Source organism: Meridianimarinicoccus aquatilis (assembly GCF_004358675.1).
Classification (GTDB): Bacteria; Pseudomonadota; Alphaproteobacteria; order Rhodobacterales; family Rhodobacteraceae; genus Meridianimarinicoccus; species Meridianimarinicoccus aquatilis.
This window is the reverse complement of sequence record NZ_SMZO01000009.1, coordinates 42,745-57,244: the sequence shown is the minus strand read 5'-3', so window position 1 is coordinate 57,244 and position 14,500 is coordinate 42,745. Positions and strand designations below refer to the sequence as shown.

Below are 14,500 nucleotides of genomic sequence, written 5' to 3'. Positions count from 1 at the left end.
ACATGCCAAATCTTGTACCCAGCGCGTTTCGCCCGACCGATACTGCGCCACTGGCAGCGCCGATCCGCGCCACACACCCGCCTCGTATTCTACTGTTGCACGGCTCACTGCGTGCCCGGTCTTTTTCGCGGCTGCTGAACGAAGAAGCCGCGCGTGTTTTGACGGCTCTGGGCGCTGAGCCGCGGATTTTTGACCCGACGGGCTTGCCGCAGCCCGACACCGCGCCTGCTGATCACCCGAAAGTCGCTGAATTGCGGGCCGCGGCAGAATGGTCCGAAGGTATGGTCTGGTGCTCCCCCGAACGTCACGGGTCCATGACCAGCATACTGAAGTCTCAGATCGACTGGATGCCATTGAAATTGGGCGCGGTCCGGCCAACGCAGGGCAAAACGCTCGCCGTGATGCAAGTGTCTGGTGGATCGCAGAGCTTTAATACTGTGGGGCAACTGCGTATTCTGGGACGCTGGATGCGGATGCTCACGATACCGAACCAGTCATCGGTGCCGAAAGCATTTCTTGAATTTGACGACAACGACCGGATGAAGCCCTCGCCACTTTACAACCGGATGGTGGACGTCATGGAAGAGTTGGTCAAATTCACGTGGCTGACACGCGACCTGAGCCCACACCTGACAGATCGTTATTCTGAGCGCGTGGAAACCGCTGAAGAGTTGTCGGCACGGGTAAATCAAAAACAGACTTGACCGACCTACCCCACCCCCTATCCTTTAGTGTATTCGCTATATCCTTTTGAGCAAATCGCCTAAACATTTGTAGGCGTGCCTATCAATAGAAGGTATGGCACACTTGTATACGGGGAAGATGCTTTAGTGGGGAGAATTCCGTGACCCGTATGGTTGCGATTGTTTCTTTTGCGCTGGCAGCTTCTGCCGGCGTTATAAGCTATCATTGGCCGATGCCTGCTCTGGACGCGTGCAACGTGGTTCAATCATGGGCACCGGGCATTAACCCTACCTCTGAAAGCGGCCAACTACAAAAACCGACATTGGCAGATTTTGGCCTTTCAGGGCTGATTGACCGTATATTTCAAGAACAAGATGACAATTCCGCAGCCCTCAAAGCCGAGTTACTTGCTGCGGAAAAGGGCGAAGGTCCGCGCCCCTGCTTTACGATGCGCACTGATTAAACCCGGACGGGCGCTGCGCTAGCGTCCCACTGATGTCTTTATCCCTGCGCACGTTTGGCATTGCTGGGGCTCGCCTGCGATTTGACCCGCAAATGAGAATTGAATTCCAGCCTAAGAAGCCGCTGGAAGATTAAAAGCAGACTAAGCCACGCCCGAAGCGCCCGACTCACCGTGCCTATCACATACGTAGTTAACGCAAACTCCTTTGACCATAGGCGCCAGCAGCACCCGCTCAGTCGCAATGCGACGCCGCCCAAGGCCGAATTCACTGCACCTTAGACGTGCATCCTCGATCCAAAAGTATAGTCCGCGCTTTCGAACGTAGTGCGGCCTATTCAAAGTCGCAGTTAACGATACTGACGCCGACGTGAGCGGCGGGCGCACGTAGGGCATAGTGTGTTCATCAGAAATGCACAAATCTTAGAAAGCCCAAACTCATGAAAACGCTCATTCTTGCCGCCACCGCCGCCCTCTCCCTCGCAGCAGCCGCACAGGCCGCCACTTACACCATCGGCACTGACGAAGGTCTGGTCAGCGCGGGCCGAGACAACCAAGGGTGGTGGCGCGCTGATGTTGGCAACTCCAACAGCAACAACGACAATTACATCACAGGCGTATCCGGCAGCAGCGAATTCCGCAGCTACTTCACCTTTGACCTGTCGAGCATTTCCGGCGAAACAGTGACAGGTGCAACGATCGAATTGCGCCGCTACAACCAAAGTGGCACACCGACGCTGGAATTCTTCGATGTCAGCACATCTGCCGAAGATCTTGCACAACGCAACACAGTCAGCGCCGCGATCTTCGACGACCTCGGCACTGGGTCCAGCTACGGCTCGTTCACCCCGACAGCAGGCGCATCCACGGACGTTCTGTCCTTCGTTCTGAACGGCGACGCGCTTCGTGACATCACAGCAAGCCTTGGTGGCTACTTCTCGATCGGCGCGACCGTGAGCAATGGCATCATGTTCTCAAGCTCGGGCAGCGAGCCTGGCAATGGCGGCAGCGGATTCACCCAGCAACTCGTTCTGGCAACCGGCCCAGTTGTTGGCCCAGCCCCTGTGCCACTGCCCGCGCCGCTGGCATTGCTCGCAGCCGGTGTTGCATCAATGGCGCTGGTTCGTCGTCGGAAGTCCGCCGCATAAGCGATACAACAGCACTTTTTGAAGGGCAGGCCAGCATATACTGGCCTGCCCTTTCGGCTTTTCGCCTCACTGACATGCCGAGTGGTGTGCCAACCGGGCACTGCCCTTGCACGATCCGGCATGAACAGCCATCACTGCCGTGTAAGTCGACGTGGCGACGCCGCAGACACGGATCCGCATCTGCACAGATGAGGAGGATCAATGTCACCGTGGGCAGCCGCACCAGGTTTCTGACAAGACACAGGATAAACAATGGATTATACTGACCTTTATATTGATGGCAGTTGGCGAACGGGCCACAGTGGTGCCCGGTTTGACGTCATCAACCCCGCAGATGAACGTGTCATCGCCTCTGTCGCCTCTGCCGAGATCGCCGATGCAGATGCCGCACTGGATGCCGCACAAGCCGCCTTTTCTGATTGGGCCGGTCGCACACCTCGAGCACGATCAGAAATTCTGCGCCGCGCATGGGACCTGATGACCGAGCGGCTGGACCATTTTGCCAAGCTGATTACTTTGGAAAACGGCAAAGCGGGCACTGATGCCAGAGGTGAAGCCGCCTATGCCGCTGAATTTTTTCGCTGGTTTTCGGAAGAGGCCGTTCGCGCCGATGGCTTGATCACGCACGCCCCAGCCAGTGGCGCGCGCATCATGGTTCAACACAAGCCCGCCGGGATCGCCGTTCTGGTCACGCCTTGGAACTATCCCGCTGCAATGGGCACCCGCAAGATCGCTCCGGCTCTGGCTGCCGGATGCCCGGTCATTATCAAGCCGGCAGCCGAGACACCTTTGACTATGCTGGCGCTTGTGGCGCTTTTGGAAGAAGCCGGGGTTCCCGCTGGGCTGGTCAACGTGCTTCCGACGACAAAATCGGCAGAAGTGGTCGATCACCTGCTTCATGATCCGCGTGTCCGCGTGGTTAGTTTCACCGGCTCCACAGGGGTGGGGCGCATGTTGCTGCGCGCGGCGGCCGATCAGGTGTTGAAACCCGCCATGGAACTGGGCGGGAACGCGCCGCTGATCGTGTTCGAAGACGCGGATATTGATGTCGCCGTTGAAGGGGCAATGCTGGCCAAGATGCGCAATCTTGGCGAAGCGTGTACGGCCGCCAATCGCCTGTATGTCCACGCCGATGTCATGGATGCCTTTGTTGAAAAGTTCACAGCGCGGATGGCGGCGCTCAAAGTCGGAAATGGGGCCGATCCGTCTGTGGACATTGGTCCACTGGTCAATGCCGCCACGCGGGACAAGGTCGCCCATTTCGTGAAAGATGCGGTAGCCAAGGGGGCGACGCTACGCCTTGGCGGCACGCTTCCAGACGGGCCCGGGTATTTCTATCCGCCAACCGTTTTGACGGACGTTCCCCAAAACGCTGATTGCGTCGCGGATGAAATCTTTGGCCCGGTCGCCGCGATCCAGTCCTTCACTGACCAGGACGATGTGATCGCCCGAGCCAACGATACCGAATACGGGTTGGTCGCCTATGTGTTCAGCCAGAACATGAAGCGCGCCATGCAGGTTTGTGAGCGGCTGGAATACGGCATGGTCGGTCTCAACCGTGGGCTTGTATCAGATCCCGCAGCACCGTTTGGGGGCGTCAAGCAATCGGGCTTGGGGCGCGAAGGCGGGCACGAAGGCATGCATGAGTTTATGGAAACTCAGTACATTTCTGCCGACTGGTAACTGAAATGCGGGGCGGGCCAAAAGGCCTGCCCGCAGGCTGACGTTCTGCATCTCTTGGCGGCTCGCAGACTTTTCGGTTTGCCCCTCGCCGCCAAGAATATCTTCGTCACCCCAGAGTCGGCATCGTGAACTGCGGATCCGCGCGCATGCCTGTTGGCCAGCGGGTCGTGGTCGTTTTGATCCGGGTATAGAACCGGACCCCTTCCATCCCGTGCATGGCGTGATCCCCAAAGATCGATGACTTCCAGCCGCCAAAGCTGTGGAACGCCATTGGGACCGGAATGGGAACGTTGATTCCAACCATGCCAACCTCGATGTCTTGGCTAAAGCTGCGCGCAACGTCGCCGTCACGGGTAAACACAGCCGTGCCATTTGCATACTCATGGCCGTGGATCAGATCGACCGCCGCTTGATAATCAGGCTTGCGCACGACCGACAGCACCGGCCCAAAAATCTCGTCTCGGTAGCATGTCATGTCCTCGGTCACGTCGTCGATCAGCGTGCCGCCAATGAAGTATCCATTCTCGCAGCCCTGCTTGTCTTGTCGAAACGTGCGACCATCGGTGACAATCCGGGCGCCCTGTGCTTCGGCGCCATCAATGTAGCCGCGCACCTTCGCCAAATGTTGCGCAGTGACCAGCGGGCCCATTTCGGATGCAGCGTCGCTGGCGGGCCCCACTTTCAAGGCTTCGATTTGTGGCACCAGCTTTTCAATGAGCGCGTCCGCCACGGCATCCGTCACCGGAACAGCCACCGATATCGCCATACAGCGTTCACCGGCTGACCCGAACGCCGCACCCATCAGCGCGCTTGCCGCCATATCAAGATCCGCATCCGGCATGATGATCATGTGGTTCTTGGCCCCGCCAAGCGCCTGCACGCGCTTGCCCTGCGCGGTTCCAGTTGCGTGAATATACTGCGCAATGGGGGTCGAGCCGACAAAGCTGATCGCTTTCACATCCGGGTTGTGCAGCAGCGCATCCACCGCTTCCTTGTCGCCCTGAACGACATTGAACACACCATCAGGCAGGCCCGCTTCGGTCAGCCACGCCGCGATCAACAGGCTGGCAGACGGATCCCGTTCGGATGGCTTCAGGACAAAAGTGTTCCCGCATGCCAGCGCGACGGGGAACATCCACATGGGCACCATCGCCGGAAAGTTGAACGGCGTGATCCCCGCAACAACACCAAGGCTTTGCCGGATCGAATGCGTATCCACGCCGCTGCCCACGTTTTCAGAAAACTCGCCCTTCAGATGGGTTGGCGCACCGACTGCAAACTCAACCACTTCAAGGCCGCGTGTCACTTCGCCAAGGGCATCGTCATGCGTCTTGCCGTGCTCAGCAGAAATGGCGCGGGCCAACTCATCCATCCGGTCCCACAAAATCGCCTTGAACCGGTCAAGAATGCGGGCGCGGCGCAGCGCCGGGGTCTTTGACCACGCTGGCCACGCGGCCTTGGCAACTGCAACGACGGCGTCCACTTCGGCCGCGCTGGCCAGCGCGACGGTGTTCTGTGCCGCGCCGGTGGCAGGGTTAAACACGTCTTGGCTGCGGCCTGAGGTTCCGGGTGTGGGCGTGCCGGAAATGAAATGTGCGATCTCGGTCATAAAGGTGGCTCCTTTGTTCCCACCACTTATGATATGCAGAAATAAATGGTTAAATCGCCTATTTTGGCAATCCATTATGCAGTTATGCATGAACGCCGAAGGGCACACAATGAACTGGGACGATGCAAAGTTCTTTCTGGCCGTGGCCCGCGAGGGTCAGATGTTGGGGGCCGCGCGTCGGCTTGGTGTCAGTCAGGCACGGTTGAGCCGCCGGATCGCAGCACTAGAATCTGCATTAGGGGCCGTTTTGCTGGATCGCGGGCCGCAAGGATGTTCGTTGACCAACGCAGGGGCCGCGCTGTTGCCGTTGGCCGAACGCGCCGAAGCTGCCATGCTGGATGCGCAGTCCCAACTGGGCAGTCAAACCGGCGAACTGGTCGGCAGCGTCAGGATCGGGGCGCCAGACGGGTTTGGCGCCGCATTTCTTGCGCCCCGGCTCACTCGTTTCTCGCAACAATTCCCCGGACTTGATGTGCAACTCGTGCCAGTCCCGCGCACGTTTTCCCTGTCACAAAGGGAAGCGGATATCGCGATCATGATAGACCGACCGGAACGTGGACGGCTGCGCGCGCGCAAATTGACGGATTATTCGCTCGGTCTTTATGCAGCGCGGTCCTACTTGGACCGGGCCGGAACACCGCAGCGACTTGGCGACCTGGCAGCACACCGACTGATTGGCTATGTTGAAGACCTGATTTTCACCCCCGCCTTGAACTACACAGCAGAATTTCTGACCGGATGGAGGTCGAACATCGAGATTTCGACAGCGCTTGGTCAATTCGAGGCGGTCAAGGCAGGCGCTGGCATAGGAATTTTGCATGATTTCATGGCCGCAGGACAAACAGGCCTGATCCCGCTGTTTCCCGCGCAGAGCATATCCAGAAATTACTGGACAGTCTGGCACGAAAACCAGCGTAGCGCGCCGCCCGTCCGCGCGGCCGTCGCATGGCTGGATTCAGTGGTTCGGCAGGATCGGCACATATTCTTGCGTGCCTCAAGGGGCGACCCGGACAGATAAATTTGACCCAAGCCTTAAGTCTCATTCCCTCGGTCAAATTGCGCCGCTAGGGTGGCCCTACTGAACTGACTGAGGAGGAAACGAAATGGCTTGGACGACCCCGATCGCCGTGGAAATCAACTGCGGCATGGAAATCAACATGTACGGCCCTTCCGAGGACGAACGTCGCCCCGATCACGATCTGTTCTGATCGACGACCGATGTACATAAAGGTTTTGGGCGCCGGTGCCGGGGGCGGTCTTCCCCAGTGGAACTGCGGATGCCGCAACTGCAACGACGCCCGAGCCGGACACCTGCCAGCGATGACCCAGTCGTCGCTGGCAGTTTCAGCTAACGGACAGGATTGGGCGGTTCTCAACGCGTCGCCCGACATTCGTCAACAATTCGCGGACACGCCGCAACTTGCCCCCACCGGATTGCGCGTATCGCCGCTTCGATCCGTGGTGCTGACCAATGGCGACATTGATCATGTGGCCGGTCTTCTGACATTGCGTGAGAAAACTCCTTTCACGGTATTTGCGACCGCGCAAACCCTTGAGATTCTGGAAACGAACGCTGTCTTCGGCGTCCTTGATCCCGCTTTGGTGTCTCGCAGCCCCATTGCTTTGGAGGCCGCGTTCACACCGCTGACAGGTATGGAAATAACGGCCTTTGCCGTTCCGGGTAAGGTGGCGCTGTATCTCGAGCAAGGCGACGATGTAGATACCAACGCGATGGGCGAGCAGACCATTGGCCTGCGCCTGTCCGCGAGTGGGCGCACCGTATTTTACATCCCCGGCTGTGCAGCGGTGACAGACGCGCTGCTGGCCCAAGTTGCCGATGCTGATCTGTTGCTGTTCGACGGGACTGTCTGGCAAAATGACGAGATGCCCACCATGGGCGCCGGCGCCAAAACAGGCGCACGGATGGGTCATGTGGCCATGGACGGCCCAGACGGCAGTATCGCCCGATTGGCTGGCCTGACCTGCCGCAAGGTATTCGTGCACATCAACAACACCAACCCGGCTTTGCAGCCTGACGGCCCCGAGCGCGCCACGCTTTCGGCGGCCGGTTGGGATATCGCCGCCGATGGGATGGAGATCACAGTATGACCGACCAAAGCCCAACCGCCGCCCATTTCGAAGCCCGACTGCGCCGCATTGGCGACGAACGCTATCACGACAAACACCCATTCCATCATCTGCTGCATTCAGGCGGTTGCACTATGGATCAGGTGCAAGCCTGGGTGATCAATCGCTACTACTACCAAAGTCGCATCCCAATGAAGGACGCCGCCTTTTTGTCGCGACTGGACGACCCGAAAATGCGCCGCATCTGGCGGTCACGGATCGAAGATCACGATGGAACGGATACGCACGAAGGCGGAATTGCACGTTGGCTGCGACTGGCCGAAGGCGTGGGGCTGGACCCGGAGTATGTCTCGTCCGGTGTTGGCATTCTTCCCGCAACCCGGTTCGCTGTGGATGCCTATGTTCGCTTTGTTCGCGACGAGCCGTTACTGCCCGCTGTCGCGTCATCGCTGACCGAACTGTTCGCGCCCAAAATCCACAAGGACCGGATCGCCGGATTGCTACAGCACTACGATTTCGCCAACCCCGAAACTACCGCCTATTTTCAGCACCGCCTGACCGAAGCGCCCAAGGACGTCGCCTTTGGGCTGAAATGGGTTCTGGATAACGCCATTACGCAAGCCGATCAGGACGCCGCCGCAAACGCGCTGATCTTCAAAACAGAAGTTCTTTGGGCGCAACTTGATGCCCTTTGGTCCGCCTATGTCGAACCCGGCCGCATCCCCCCCGGTGCCTGGCAACCCGGCGAGGGGCAAGCATGACGGCCACGGCCAACACAGCCTGCATTCCGGTGTTGCCGCGCGGCGTGCGCCTGCACCATGACCGTGTTCGCAAGGTCGAAGTCCTGCTTGGGCCGGAACGAACATTGATGTTGGACGGGATTGGGCACGCGATTTTGTCGGAACTGGACGGACGGCGCAGCATGGCCACCATTTCCGGTGATTTGGCTGCGCGCTTTGGGGCACCGGTCGATCAAGTCAGCCGCGATGTCGAAACCTTTTTGACGGATCTGGCCGATAAACGGCTCGTGGATATGATCGATGGCTGAAGCAGCAATTCGTCCCCCACTTGCCCTGCTGGCTGAGGTCACGCACCGCTGCCCACTGGCATGCCCGTACTGTTCAAATCCGGTTGAACTGACCCGCGCCGCAGGGGAGCTACCCACCGATGTCTGGGCCGATATTTTCCGTCAAGCCGCCGATCTGGGCGTGTTGCATGCGCACCTGTCGGGTGGCGAGCCCGCCTCGCGCCGGGATTTGGTCGAGTTGGTTGCTGCCGCCCACGACGCAGGGCTTTACACCAATCTGATCACATCGGGGATCGGGGTCACGAAAGACAGACTGGCCGCGCTAGACGAGGCAGGGCTGGACCATGTGCAACTGTCGATGCAGGGCGTTCGCGCCGAAGTGGCCGATTTCGTTGGCGGCTATAACGGCGGTTTCGACAAGAAGATGCAGGTTGCAGGGCTGATTGCCGAGCGCGGCATCCCTCTGACCCTGAACGCGGTCATGCACCGGCACAATCTTGATGACCTGCCCGCCACACTGGACCTGGCCCAGACCCTTGGGGCGCGCCGGATCGAAGTGGCTTGCGTTCAATTCGCAGGATGGGCGCTTAAGAACCGCGCGGCCTTGCAGCCAACACGCGCGCAAGTGGACGAGGCCAAGCGCGTGGTGGCAGAGGCTCGGGACCGGCTTCGCGGCGTTCTGGCCATCGACTTCGTCCCGCCAGATTATTATGCTGACTATCCCAAAGCGTGCATGGGCGGCTGGGGCTCAACCGGGCTGAACATTGCGCCCGATGGCAAGGTCCTGCCGTGCCACGCGGCCGAAATTATCCCCGGGATGACCTTCCAGAATGCGGCCGAGGTACCTTTGGGCGAAATCTGGTACGGCGGCGAGGCGTTCAACGCGTTTCGCGGAACAGACTGGATGCCGGACACCTGCAAAGCCTGCGACCGGCGCGACATTGATCTGGGTGGATGCCGCTGTCAGGCGATGGCACTTGTGGGCGATGCCCGGGCCATTGATCCTGTATGCCGTAAATCCCCCGACCGGGGCCGGGTCGATGCGCTGCTGGCCGAAGAAGCCGTCGGCGCAGATTGGACCTATCGCCGCTTTGCCAAGGCGCCAGCCCCCGCCGAATAGCGATCACACACCAAGCCAGCTGGCCGCAAGATCGGGGGAAAGCTCTTCGATCCGGCCCGCCCAGACCGACCGTCCCTTGTCGAGAATTACGGCACTGTCGGCCACGGCCGACAACTCGCGCAACGATTTGTCGACCAACAAAATACCAAGGCCGCTTTCACGCTTGAGCGTGCCGATCGCCTGCCAGATCTCGGCGCGCACCGTTGGGGCCAACCCTTCGGTTGCTTCATCCAGGATCAAGAGACGCGGGTTGGTCATCAACGCCCGTCCAATCGCCAGCATCTGCTGCTCCCCGCCCGAAAGGGTTCCGGCCCGCTGGGCCATCCGCTCGCCGAGCCGTGGAAACAGGCCAACCACCCGGTCCAGCCCCCATGCGCCGGGCCTCGCCGCAGCGGTCAGATTTTCGCGCACAGTCAGCGGGGCAAAGCAGCGGCGACCTTCGGGCACCAGCCCGACACCCATCCGCGCAACGCGGTGGGGCGGCAGGCCCGACAACTCATGCCCATCCAGAAACACCTCGCCCGCGCGGTTCGGCAAAAGGCGGCAAATGGTGCGGATCGTGGTGGTTTTTCCCATCCCGTTGCGGCCCATCAGCGCCGTCACCTGCCCCGCTTCTACGGTTAGATCGACCCCGAAAAGCGCCTGCGATGAGCCATAAAGCGCAGTCACCCCGCGCAAATCCAACAGGGGTGCTGTCATTCGCCATCCCCCAAATAGGCGCGCCGCACGTCGCTATCGGCGCGGATCGCATCAGGCGCTCCGGTTGCGATGATCTTGCCATAAACCAGCACGCTGATCCGATCAGCCAGTGCGAAAACTGCGTCCATGTCGTGCTCGACAAGCAGAATCGGGGCCTGTGCCTTCAGGCCCGCCAACAGCGCTGTCATCTCGGCGCTGCCATCCGCGCCCAGACCTGCCAATGGTTCGTCCATCACGAAACAGGTCGGTTCAAGCACCAAGGCAAGCGCCAGTTCCAGCCGCCGCCGCTGACCGTGGGACAGATCTGCGACAATGGTTGCCGCCTCGCCCGTCAGTCCGACTCGCGCCAGAGCTGCCCGCGCTGGCGCGATTAACCGCTCGTCGCGTAACGCGGCCCGAAAGAACCGCCAAACACGCCGCTGCGCGCCGCACGCCGCCAAAACCACATTTTGCAGCACGGTCAGATCCATGGCGACAGCAGACACTTGAAAACTGCGCGCAAGCCCCAGATTGGCGCGTTCCGCAACCCCGAGCGCGGTCACGTCTTGCCCAGACAGCCAGACACTCCCCGCGTCGGGGCGAAGGGCCCCGGCGATCTGCGCTATCAGCGTCGACTTGCCCGCACCGTTCGGGCCAATCAGGGCGTGGATTTCTCCCGGCCGCAGGTCGAGAGTGATGCCATCGCTGGCCTGAACCGCGCCAAACGCCTTGGAGACATTGCGCACCTGCAAGACTGTATCAGTCATGGGCCACCGCCCGCCCGGCCAATGCGCCGACCAATCCGCCCCGCGCAAACAAGACCACCGCCAACAGCCCTAGCCCCAGCCAGATTTGCCAGAAATCGCTGAAACCGCCCAAGACGTGTTCCAGCGTGACCAACAAGATGGCCCCCGCCACCGGCCCATAAAGCCGCGCAACACCGCCCAGAACGACGATCACGATCAACTCTCCACTGGTGTGCCAGTTGAGCATGGTCGGGCTGATAAAGCGATTGAGATCTGCAAACATCGCCCCGGCAAGCGCGGTAATTGCCCCTGAGATCACGAATGCCACAAGCCTGAGCCGAAACACGCCAATGCCCACTGCCTGTACCCGTGCCGGGCTTTGCCGGGCAGCGGCAAGCGCCAGACCGAAGGGTGAGACCTGAAGCCGCGCCATGAACCAGATCACCGCCATAAGCACCGCATAAGCCAGTAGAAAAAACTGGATCGGATCAAGCGTATTCAATCCCGGAAACCCGTTGCGGACATAGATCGACAGCCCGTCTTCGCCACCATAGGCAGGCCAGCTGATCGCGAAATAATAGGCCATCTGCCCGAAGGCGAGCGTCAACATGATGAAATAGACACCCGAGGAACGCAGGCTCAACGCGCCAATCAAGCTGGCCAAAAGCGCGCCCGTCAGTACGGCAACCAGCCAGATCACCGGCATGGATTTGGTGCCCGCGATCTCAAACCCGGCAATGTTCATGGGCGCATACATTTGCGCGTGCCACGCCAGTACGCCCATGGCATATCCGCCTGCGCCGAAAAACGCAGCGTGCCCCAAGCTGACCAGACCGCCGGTTCCAAGCGCAAGGTTCAGGCCGACCCCGGCCAGCGCGAGGATCGCCGCGCGCGTTGCCAGTGTAATCAAGAATGGCTCACCGGCCCAATAGGCCCACAGCGGAAACCCCAGTAACAGCACTGCGAGCGCAGCATTGACGATCCGTTCTCGCCGCATCTCAGGTTCGCCCGAACAGGCCAGAAGGCCGGACCAACAGAACCAGCGCCATCAAAATGTAGATCGCCATGGAGGCAACCGCACTGCCTACCGTTGCTGCCGATTGAGGCCCGACGATATGGGTCATGATTACAGGCAGAAGCACCCGGCCCAGTGTGTCCGTCAAACCGACCAGAAGCGCGCCAACGAATGCACCGCGAATTGATCCGATCCCGCCAATGACGATCACGACGAACGCAAGGATCAAAACCGGCTCCCCCATGCCGACCTGAACGGATTGGATCGCCCCAACAAGCGCGCCGGCAAGCCCGGCAAGCGCCGCGCCCAAGGCAAATACCAGCGTATAGAGCCGGTTTATATCAACCCCCAAGGCCGCGATCATTTCGCGGTCCGCCTCGCCTGCGCGGATCTGCACGCCAAGCCGGGTGCCGCCGATCAGCCATGCCAGCGCCCCGGCAACGGCCAGCCCCACCGCAATGACGGCCAAGCGGTATTTGGGATAATCGATGCCAAGTGGCAAAGCCACAGGCCCCGACAGCCAAGTCGGCACATCAAGAAAAAGCGGGAAGGATCCGAACAGCCACCGGGTGCCTTCGGAAAAGATCAGGATCAGGGCGAAGGTGGCAAGCACCTGGTCCAGATGGTCCCGCGCATAAAGCCGCCGGATCACCAGCATTTCAACAAGCGCCCCCGCCGCCGCAGCCGCGGCGAGCGCCGCGGCAAGACCAAGCAGAAACGACCCTGTCAGCCCTGAAACAGCCGCGGCCGCAAAAGCGCCGACCATGTAAAGAGACCCGTGGGCGAGATTGATAAGCCCCATGACCCCAAAGATCAGAGTCAGTCCGGCCGCCATCAAGAACAGCATCACACCAAGCTGCACCCCATTGAGCACCTGTTCAAGAAGCAGAACAAGGCTCATCGGGCACACCGACAGACGGCAATGAATCGCACGTGTCTATGCCTCCGGCAGGAATGGATCAGCGCGCAGGGTCAAGGGCGCCTTCACTCCATCGGGCAATCAGCGGCATAAGCATCGCCGCGTTCACGAAGGGCTGTCGCAACGATGCGGTTGGTGAACACGTCGCCTTCTTTGACGACTTCGCGCACATAGATGTCCTGCACCGGGTGCTGGTTGGTGTTGAACTTGAAGGCGCCACGCGTGCTGTCAAAATCTGCCTCTTTCAGGGCCGCGCGGAACGCGTCTGCATCCGCGACATCGGCTTTGCCCATCGCGCTGATCAGCAGGTTCGCGGTGTCAAAGCCTTGGCTGGCGTAAAGCGACGGCAACCGACCATATTCGGCCTGAAAGCTTTCGACAAAAGCCGCGTTGGTCGGGTTGTCCAGGTCCTTGGACCATTGCGAGGTGTTGCGCACGCCCAGTGCAGCGTCGCCGACGGCTTGCAAAATGCCTTGGTCAAAACTGAAGGCCGGCCCGATCACCGGCATATCAACACCGCTATCCGCGTATTGCTTGAGGAACGAAATCCCCATTCCGCCCGGCAAGAAGAAGAACACGCTGTCAGCGCCGCTTGCCCTGATCTGTGCAATCTCGGCGGCGTAGTCAGTCTGACCCAGCGCTGTGTAAAGCTCTCCGGCCAATTCGCCTTCGTAGAAACGCTTGTATCCGGTCAGCGCATCCTGCCCGGCAGGGTAATTCGGCGCAAGGATGAAGCTGTTGCTGTGACCGGCGCTGTTGGCATAGGCACCTGCTGCTTCGTGCAGGTTGTCGTTCTGCCACGCAACGTTGAAGTAGTTCGGGTTGCAGCCTGGACCGGCCAGTTGCGATGGACCAGCATTGGGCGACAGGTAAATCTTGCCCTGTGCCACAGCTGACGGGATCACCGCCATCGCGAGGTTGGAGAAAATGATCCCGGTCATCACATCGACCTTGTCCGATTGGATCAGCTTGTCAGCCAGTTGGACGGCAATATCGGGTTTGCGCTGGTCATCTTCGACGACGACGTCGATCGGGACGCCTGCTTGCTTGACCGCAAGCAAAAAGCCGTCACGCACATCGATGCCAAGACCAGCACCACCGCCTGAAAGCGTCGTGATCATACCGACCTTCAGCGCAGAATCCTGAGCAGAGGCTTGCGTGAGCCCCAAAGCCAGCATCATGGCCGCGCCAACGACCCATCCCTTGCGTGTCATCCCTATCGTCCCTTCGGTCCATCTTGTTTGGTCAGACGGTAAGCCACCACGCGACCCGCTGCAAGACGTCGGCAAGCTTTCGCCGGTGGTTTTGCCCGGGTTTCAAGGC

The 14,500-nt window shown here is 60.1% G+C and carries 16 protein-coding genes; 10 read left to right on the top strand and 6 right to left on the bottom strand.

Annotated features, from left to right (window positions below; genetic code table 11):
* Window positions 1-2 precede the first annotated feature (2 nt).
* From arsH to E2L05_RS05660, 4 genes are all read left to right on the top strand, one after another.
* A complete protein-coding gene (gene arsH / locus E2L05_RS05675) occupies window positions 3-704 on the top strand; it encodes an arsenical resistance protein ArsH (protein WP_208016230.1) in 702 nt (233 codons plus the stop codon).
* 149 nt (window positions 705-853) lie between these two features.
* Window positions 854-1,147 carry a hypothetical protein gene (locus E2L05_RS05670; protein WP_165971696.1) on the top strand — a complete coding sequence of 98 codons (294 nt, stop codon included), beginning with the start codon at window positions 854-856 and terminating at the stop codon, window positions 1,145-1,147.
* Between the two features lie 437 nt (window positions 1,148-1,584).
* Window positions 1,585-2,292 (top strand): hypothetical protein, encoded by a 708-nt coding sequence (locus E2L05_RS05665; RefSeq protein WP_133341927.1) that lies wholly within the window; start codon window positions 1,585-1,587, stop codon window positions 2,290-2,292.
* A gap of 252 nt (window positions 2,293-2,544) precedes the next feature.
* On the top strand, window positions 2,545-3,975 hold the full coding sequence (locus E2L05_RS05660) for an NAD-dependent succinate-semialdehyde dehydrogenase (protein WP_133341926.1): 1,431 nt from the start codon (window positions 2,545-2,547) through the stop codon (window positions 3,973-3,975).
* A gap of 106 nt (window positions 3,976-4,081) precedes the next feature.
* Here E2L05_RS05660 and E2L05_RS05655 read toward each other — a convergent pair whose 3' ends face one another.
* The gene (locus tag E2L05_RS05655) at window positions 4,082-5,584 is read right to left on the bottom strand and encodes a CoA-acylating methylmalonate-semialdehyde dehydrogenase (RefSeq protein WP_133341925.1); all 1,503 of its coding nucleotides are present in this window, start codon (window positions 5,582-5,584) and stop codon (window positions 4,082-4,084) included.
* Between the two features lie 109 nt (window positions 5,585-5,693).
* Here E2L05_RS05655 and E2L05_RS05650 point away from each other — a divergent pair, with 109 nt between their 5' ends.
* From E2L05_RS05650 to pqqE, 6 genes are all read left to right on the top strand, one after another.
* Window positions 5,694-6,602 carry a LysR family transcriptional regulator gene (locus E2L05_RS05650; RefSeq protein WP_133341924.1) on the top strand — a complete coding sequence of 303 codons (909 nt, stop codon included), beginning with the start codon at window positions 5,694-5,696 and terminating at the stop codon, window positions 6,600-6,602.
* Window positions 6,603-6,687: 85 nt separating this feature from the next.
* A complete protein-coding gene (pqqA, locus tag E2L05_RS05645) occupies window positions 6,688-6,792 on the top strand; it encodes a pyrroloquinoline quinone precursor peptide PqqA (RefSeq protein WP_133341923.1) in 105 nt (34 codons plus the stop codon).
* A 10-nt stretch (window positions 6,793-6,802) separates the two neighbouring features.
* Window positions 6,803-7,693, top strand: a complete 891-nt coding sequence (pqqB, locus tag E2L05_RS05640; RefSeq protein ID WP_133341922.1) for a pyrroloquinoline quinone biosynthesis protein PqqB — start codon at window positions 6,803-6,805, stop codon at window positions 7,691-7,693.
* Window positions 7,690-8,433 carry a pyrroloquinoline-quinone synthase PqqC gene (gene pqqC / locus E2L05_RS05635; RefSeq protein WP_133341921.1) on the top strand — a complete coding sequence of 248 codons (744 nt, stop codon included), beginning with the start codon at window positions 7,690-7,692 and terminating at the stop codon, window positions 8,431-8,433. Before pqqB ends, pqqC begins: the two co-directional genes overlap by 4 nt.
* Window positions 8,430-8,720 carry a pyrroloquinoline quinone biosynthesis peptide chaperone PqqD gene (gene pqqD, locus E2L05_RS05630; RefSeq protein ID WP_133341920.1) on the top strand — a complete coding sequence of 97 codons (291 nt, stop codon included), beginning with the start codon at window positions 8,430-8,432 and terminating at the stop codon, window positions 8,718-8,720. Before pqqC ends, pqqD begins: the two co-directional genes overlap by 4 nt.
* The gene (gene pqqE / locus E2L05_RS05625; RefSeq protein WP_176600829.1) at window positions 8,713-9,819 is read left to right on the top strand and encodes a pyrroloquinoline quinone biosynthesis protein PqqE; all 1,107 of its coding nucleotides are present in this window, start codon (window positions 8,713-8,715) and stop codon (window positions 9,817-9,819) included. The genes pqqD and pqqE overlap by 8 nt, the downstream gene beginning before the upstream one ends.
* A gap of 3 nt (window positions 9,820-9,822) precedes the next feature.
* Here the strand turns inward: pqqE and E2L05_RS05620 are convergent, their stop codons facing one another.
* The 5 genes from E2L05_RS05620 to E2L05_RS05600 form a co-directional block, all read right to left on the bottom strand.
* Window positions 9,823-10,518: an ABC transporter ATP-binding protein gene (locus E2L05_RS05620; RefSeq protein WP_133341919.1), complete on the bottom strand. Its 696-nt coding sequence runs from the start codon at window positions 10,516-10,518 to the stop codon at window positions 9,823-9,825.
* Window positions 10,515-11,264, bottom strand: coding sequence for an ABC transporter ATP-binding protein (locus E2L05_RS05615; protein ID WP_133341918.1), 750 nt, complete (start codon window positions 11,262-11,264; stop codon window positions 10,515-10,517). The genes E2L05_RS05620 and E2L05_RS05615 overlap by 4 nt, the downstream gene beginning before the upstream one ends.
* A complete protein-coding gene (locus E2L05_RS05610; protein WP_133341917.1) occupies window positions 11,257-12,240 on the bottom strand; it encodes a branched-chain amino acid ABC transporter permease in 984 nt (327 codons plus the stop codon). The genes E2L05_RS05615 and E2L05_RS05610 overlap by 8 nt, the downstream gene beginning before the upstream one ends.
* A gap of 1 nt (window position 12,241) precedes the next feature.
* On the bottom strand, window positions 12,242-13,159 hold the full coding sequence (locus E2L05_RS05605; protein WP_133341916.1) for a branched-chain amino acid ABC transporter permease: 918 nt from the start codon (window positions 13,157-13,159) through the stop codon (window positions 12,242-12,244).
* Window positions 13,160-13,242: 83 nt separating this feature from the next.
* Window positions 13,243-14,391, bottom strand: coding sequence for an ABC transporter substrate-binding protein (locus E2L05_RS05600; RefSeq protein ID WP_133341915.1), 1,149 nt, complete (start codon window positions 14,389-14,391; stop codon window positions 13,243-13,245).
* Between the last annotated feature and the right edge of the window lie 109 nt (window positions 14,392-14,500).

Bases quoted from the DNA above. Each gene is read 5' to 3' on its own strand.
- arsH (WP_208016230.1), top strand. From the start codon at position 3: ATGCCAAATCTTGTACCCAGCGCGTTTCGCCCGACCGATACTGCGCCA.
- E2L05_RS05670 (WP_165971696.1), top strand. From the start codon at position 854: ATGGTTGCGATTGTTTCTTTTGCGCTGGCAGCTTCTGCCGGCGTTATA.
- E2L05_RS05665 (WP_133341927.1), top strand. From the start codon at position 1,585: ATGAAAACGCTCATTCTTGCCGCCACCGCCGCCCTCTCCCTCGCAGCA.
- E2L05_RS05660 (WP_133341926.1), top strand. From the start codon at position 2,545: ATGGATTATACTGACCTTTATATTGATGGCAGTTGGCGAACGGGCCAC.
- E2L05_RS05655 (WP_133341925.1), bottom strand. From the start codon at position 5,584: ATGACCGAGATCGCACATTTCATTTCCGGCACGCCCACACCCGGAACC.
- E2L05_RS05650 (WP_133341924.1), top strand. From the start codon at position 5,694: ATGAACTGGGACGATGCAAAGTTCTTTCTGGCCGTGGCCCGCGAGGGT.
- pqqA (WP_133341923.1), top strand. From the start codon at position 6,688: ATGGCTTGGACGACCCCGATCGCCGTGGAAATCAACTGCGGCATGGAA.
- pqqB (WP_133341922.1), top strand. From the start codon at position 6,803: ATGTACATAAAGGTTTTGGGCGCCGGTGCCGGGGGCGGTCTTCCCCAG.
- pqqC (WP_133341921.1), top strand. From the start codon at position 7,690: ATGACCGACCAAAGCCCAACCGCCGCCCATTTCGAAGCCCGACTGCGC.
- pqqD (WP_133341920.1), top strand. From the start codon at position 8,430: ATGACGGCCACGGCCAACACAGCCTGCATTCCGGTGTTGCCGCGCGGC.
- pqqE (WP_176600829.1), top strand. From the start codon at position 8,713: ATGGCTGAAGCAGCAATTCGTCCCCCACTTGCCCTGCTGGCTGAGGTC.
- E2L05_RS05620 (WP_133341919.1), bottom strand. From the start codon at position 10,518: ATGACAGCACCCCTGTTGGATTTGCGCGGGGTGACTGCGCTTTATGGC.
- E2L05_RS05615 (WP_133341918.1), bottom strand. From the start codon at position 11,264: ATGACTGATACAGTCTTGCAGGTGCGCAATGTCTCCAAGGCGTTTGGC.
- E2L05_RS05610 (WP_133341917.1), bottom strand. From the start codon at position 12,240: ATGCGGCGAGAACGGATCGTCAATGCTGCGCTCGCAGTGCTGTTACTG.
- E2L05_RS05605 (WP_133341916.1), bottom strand. From the start codon at position 13,159: ATGAGCCTTGTTCTGCTTCTTGAACAGGTGCTCAATGGGGTGCAGCTT.
- E2L05_RS05600 (WP_133341915.1), bottom strand. From the start codon at position 14,391: ATGACACGCAAGGGATGGGTCGTTGGCGCGGCCATGATGCTGGCTTTG.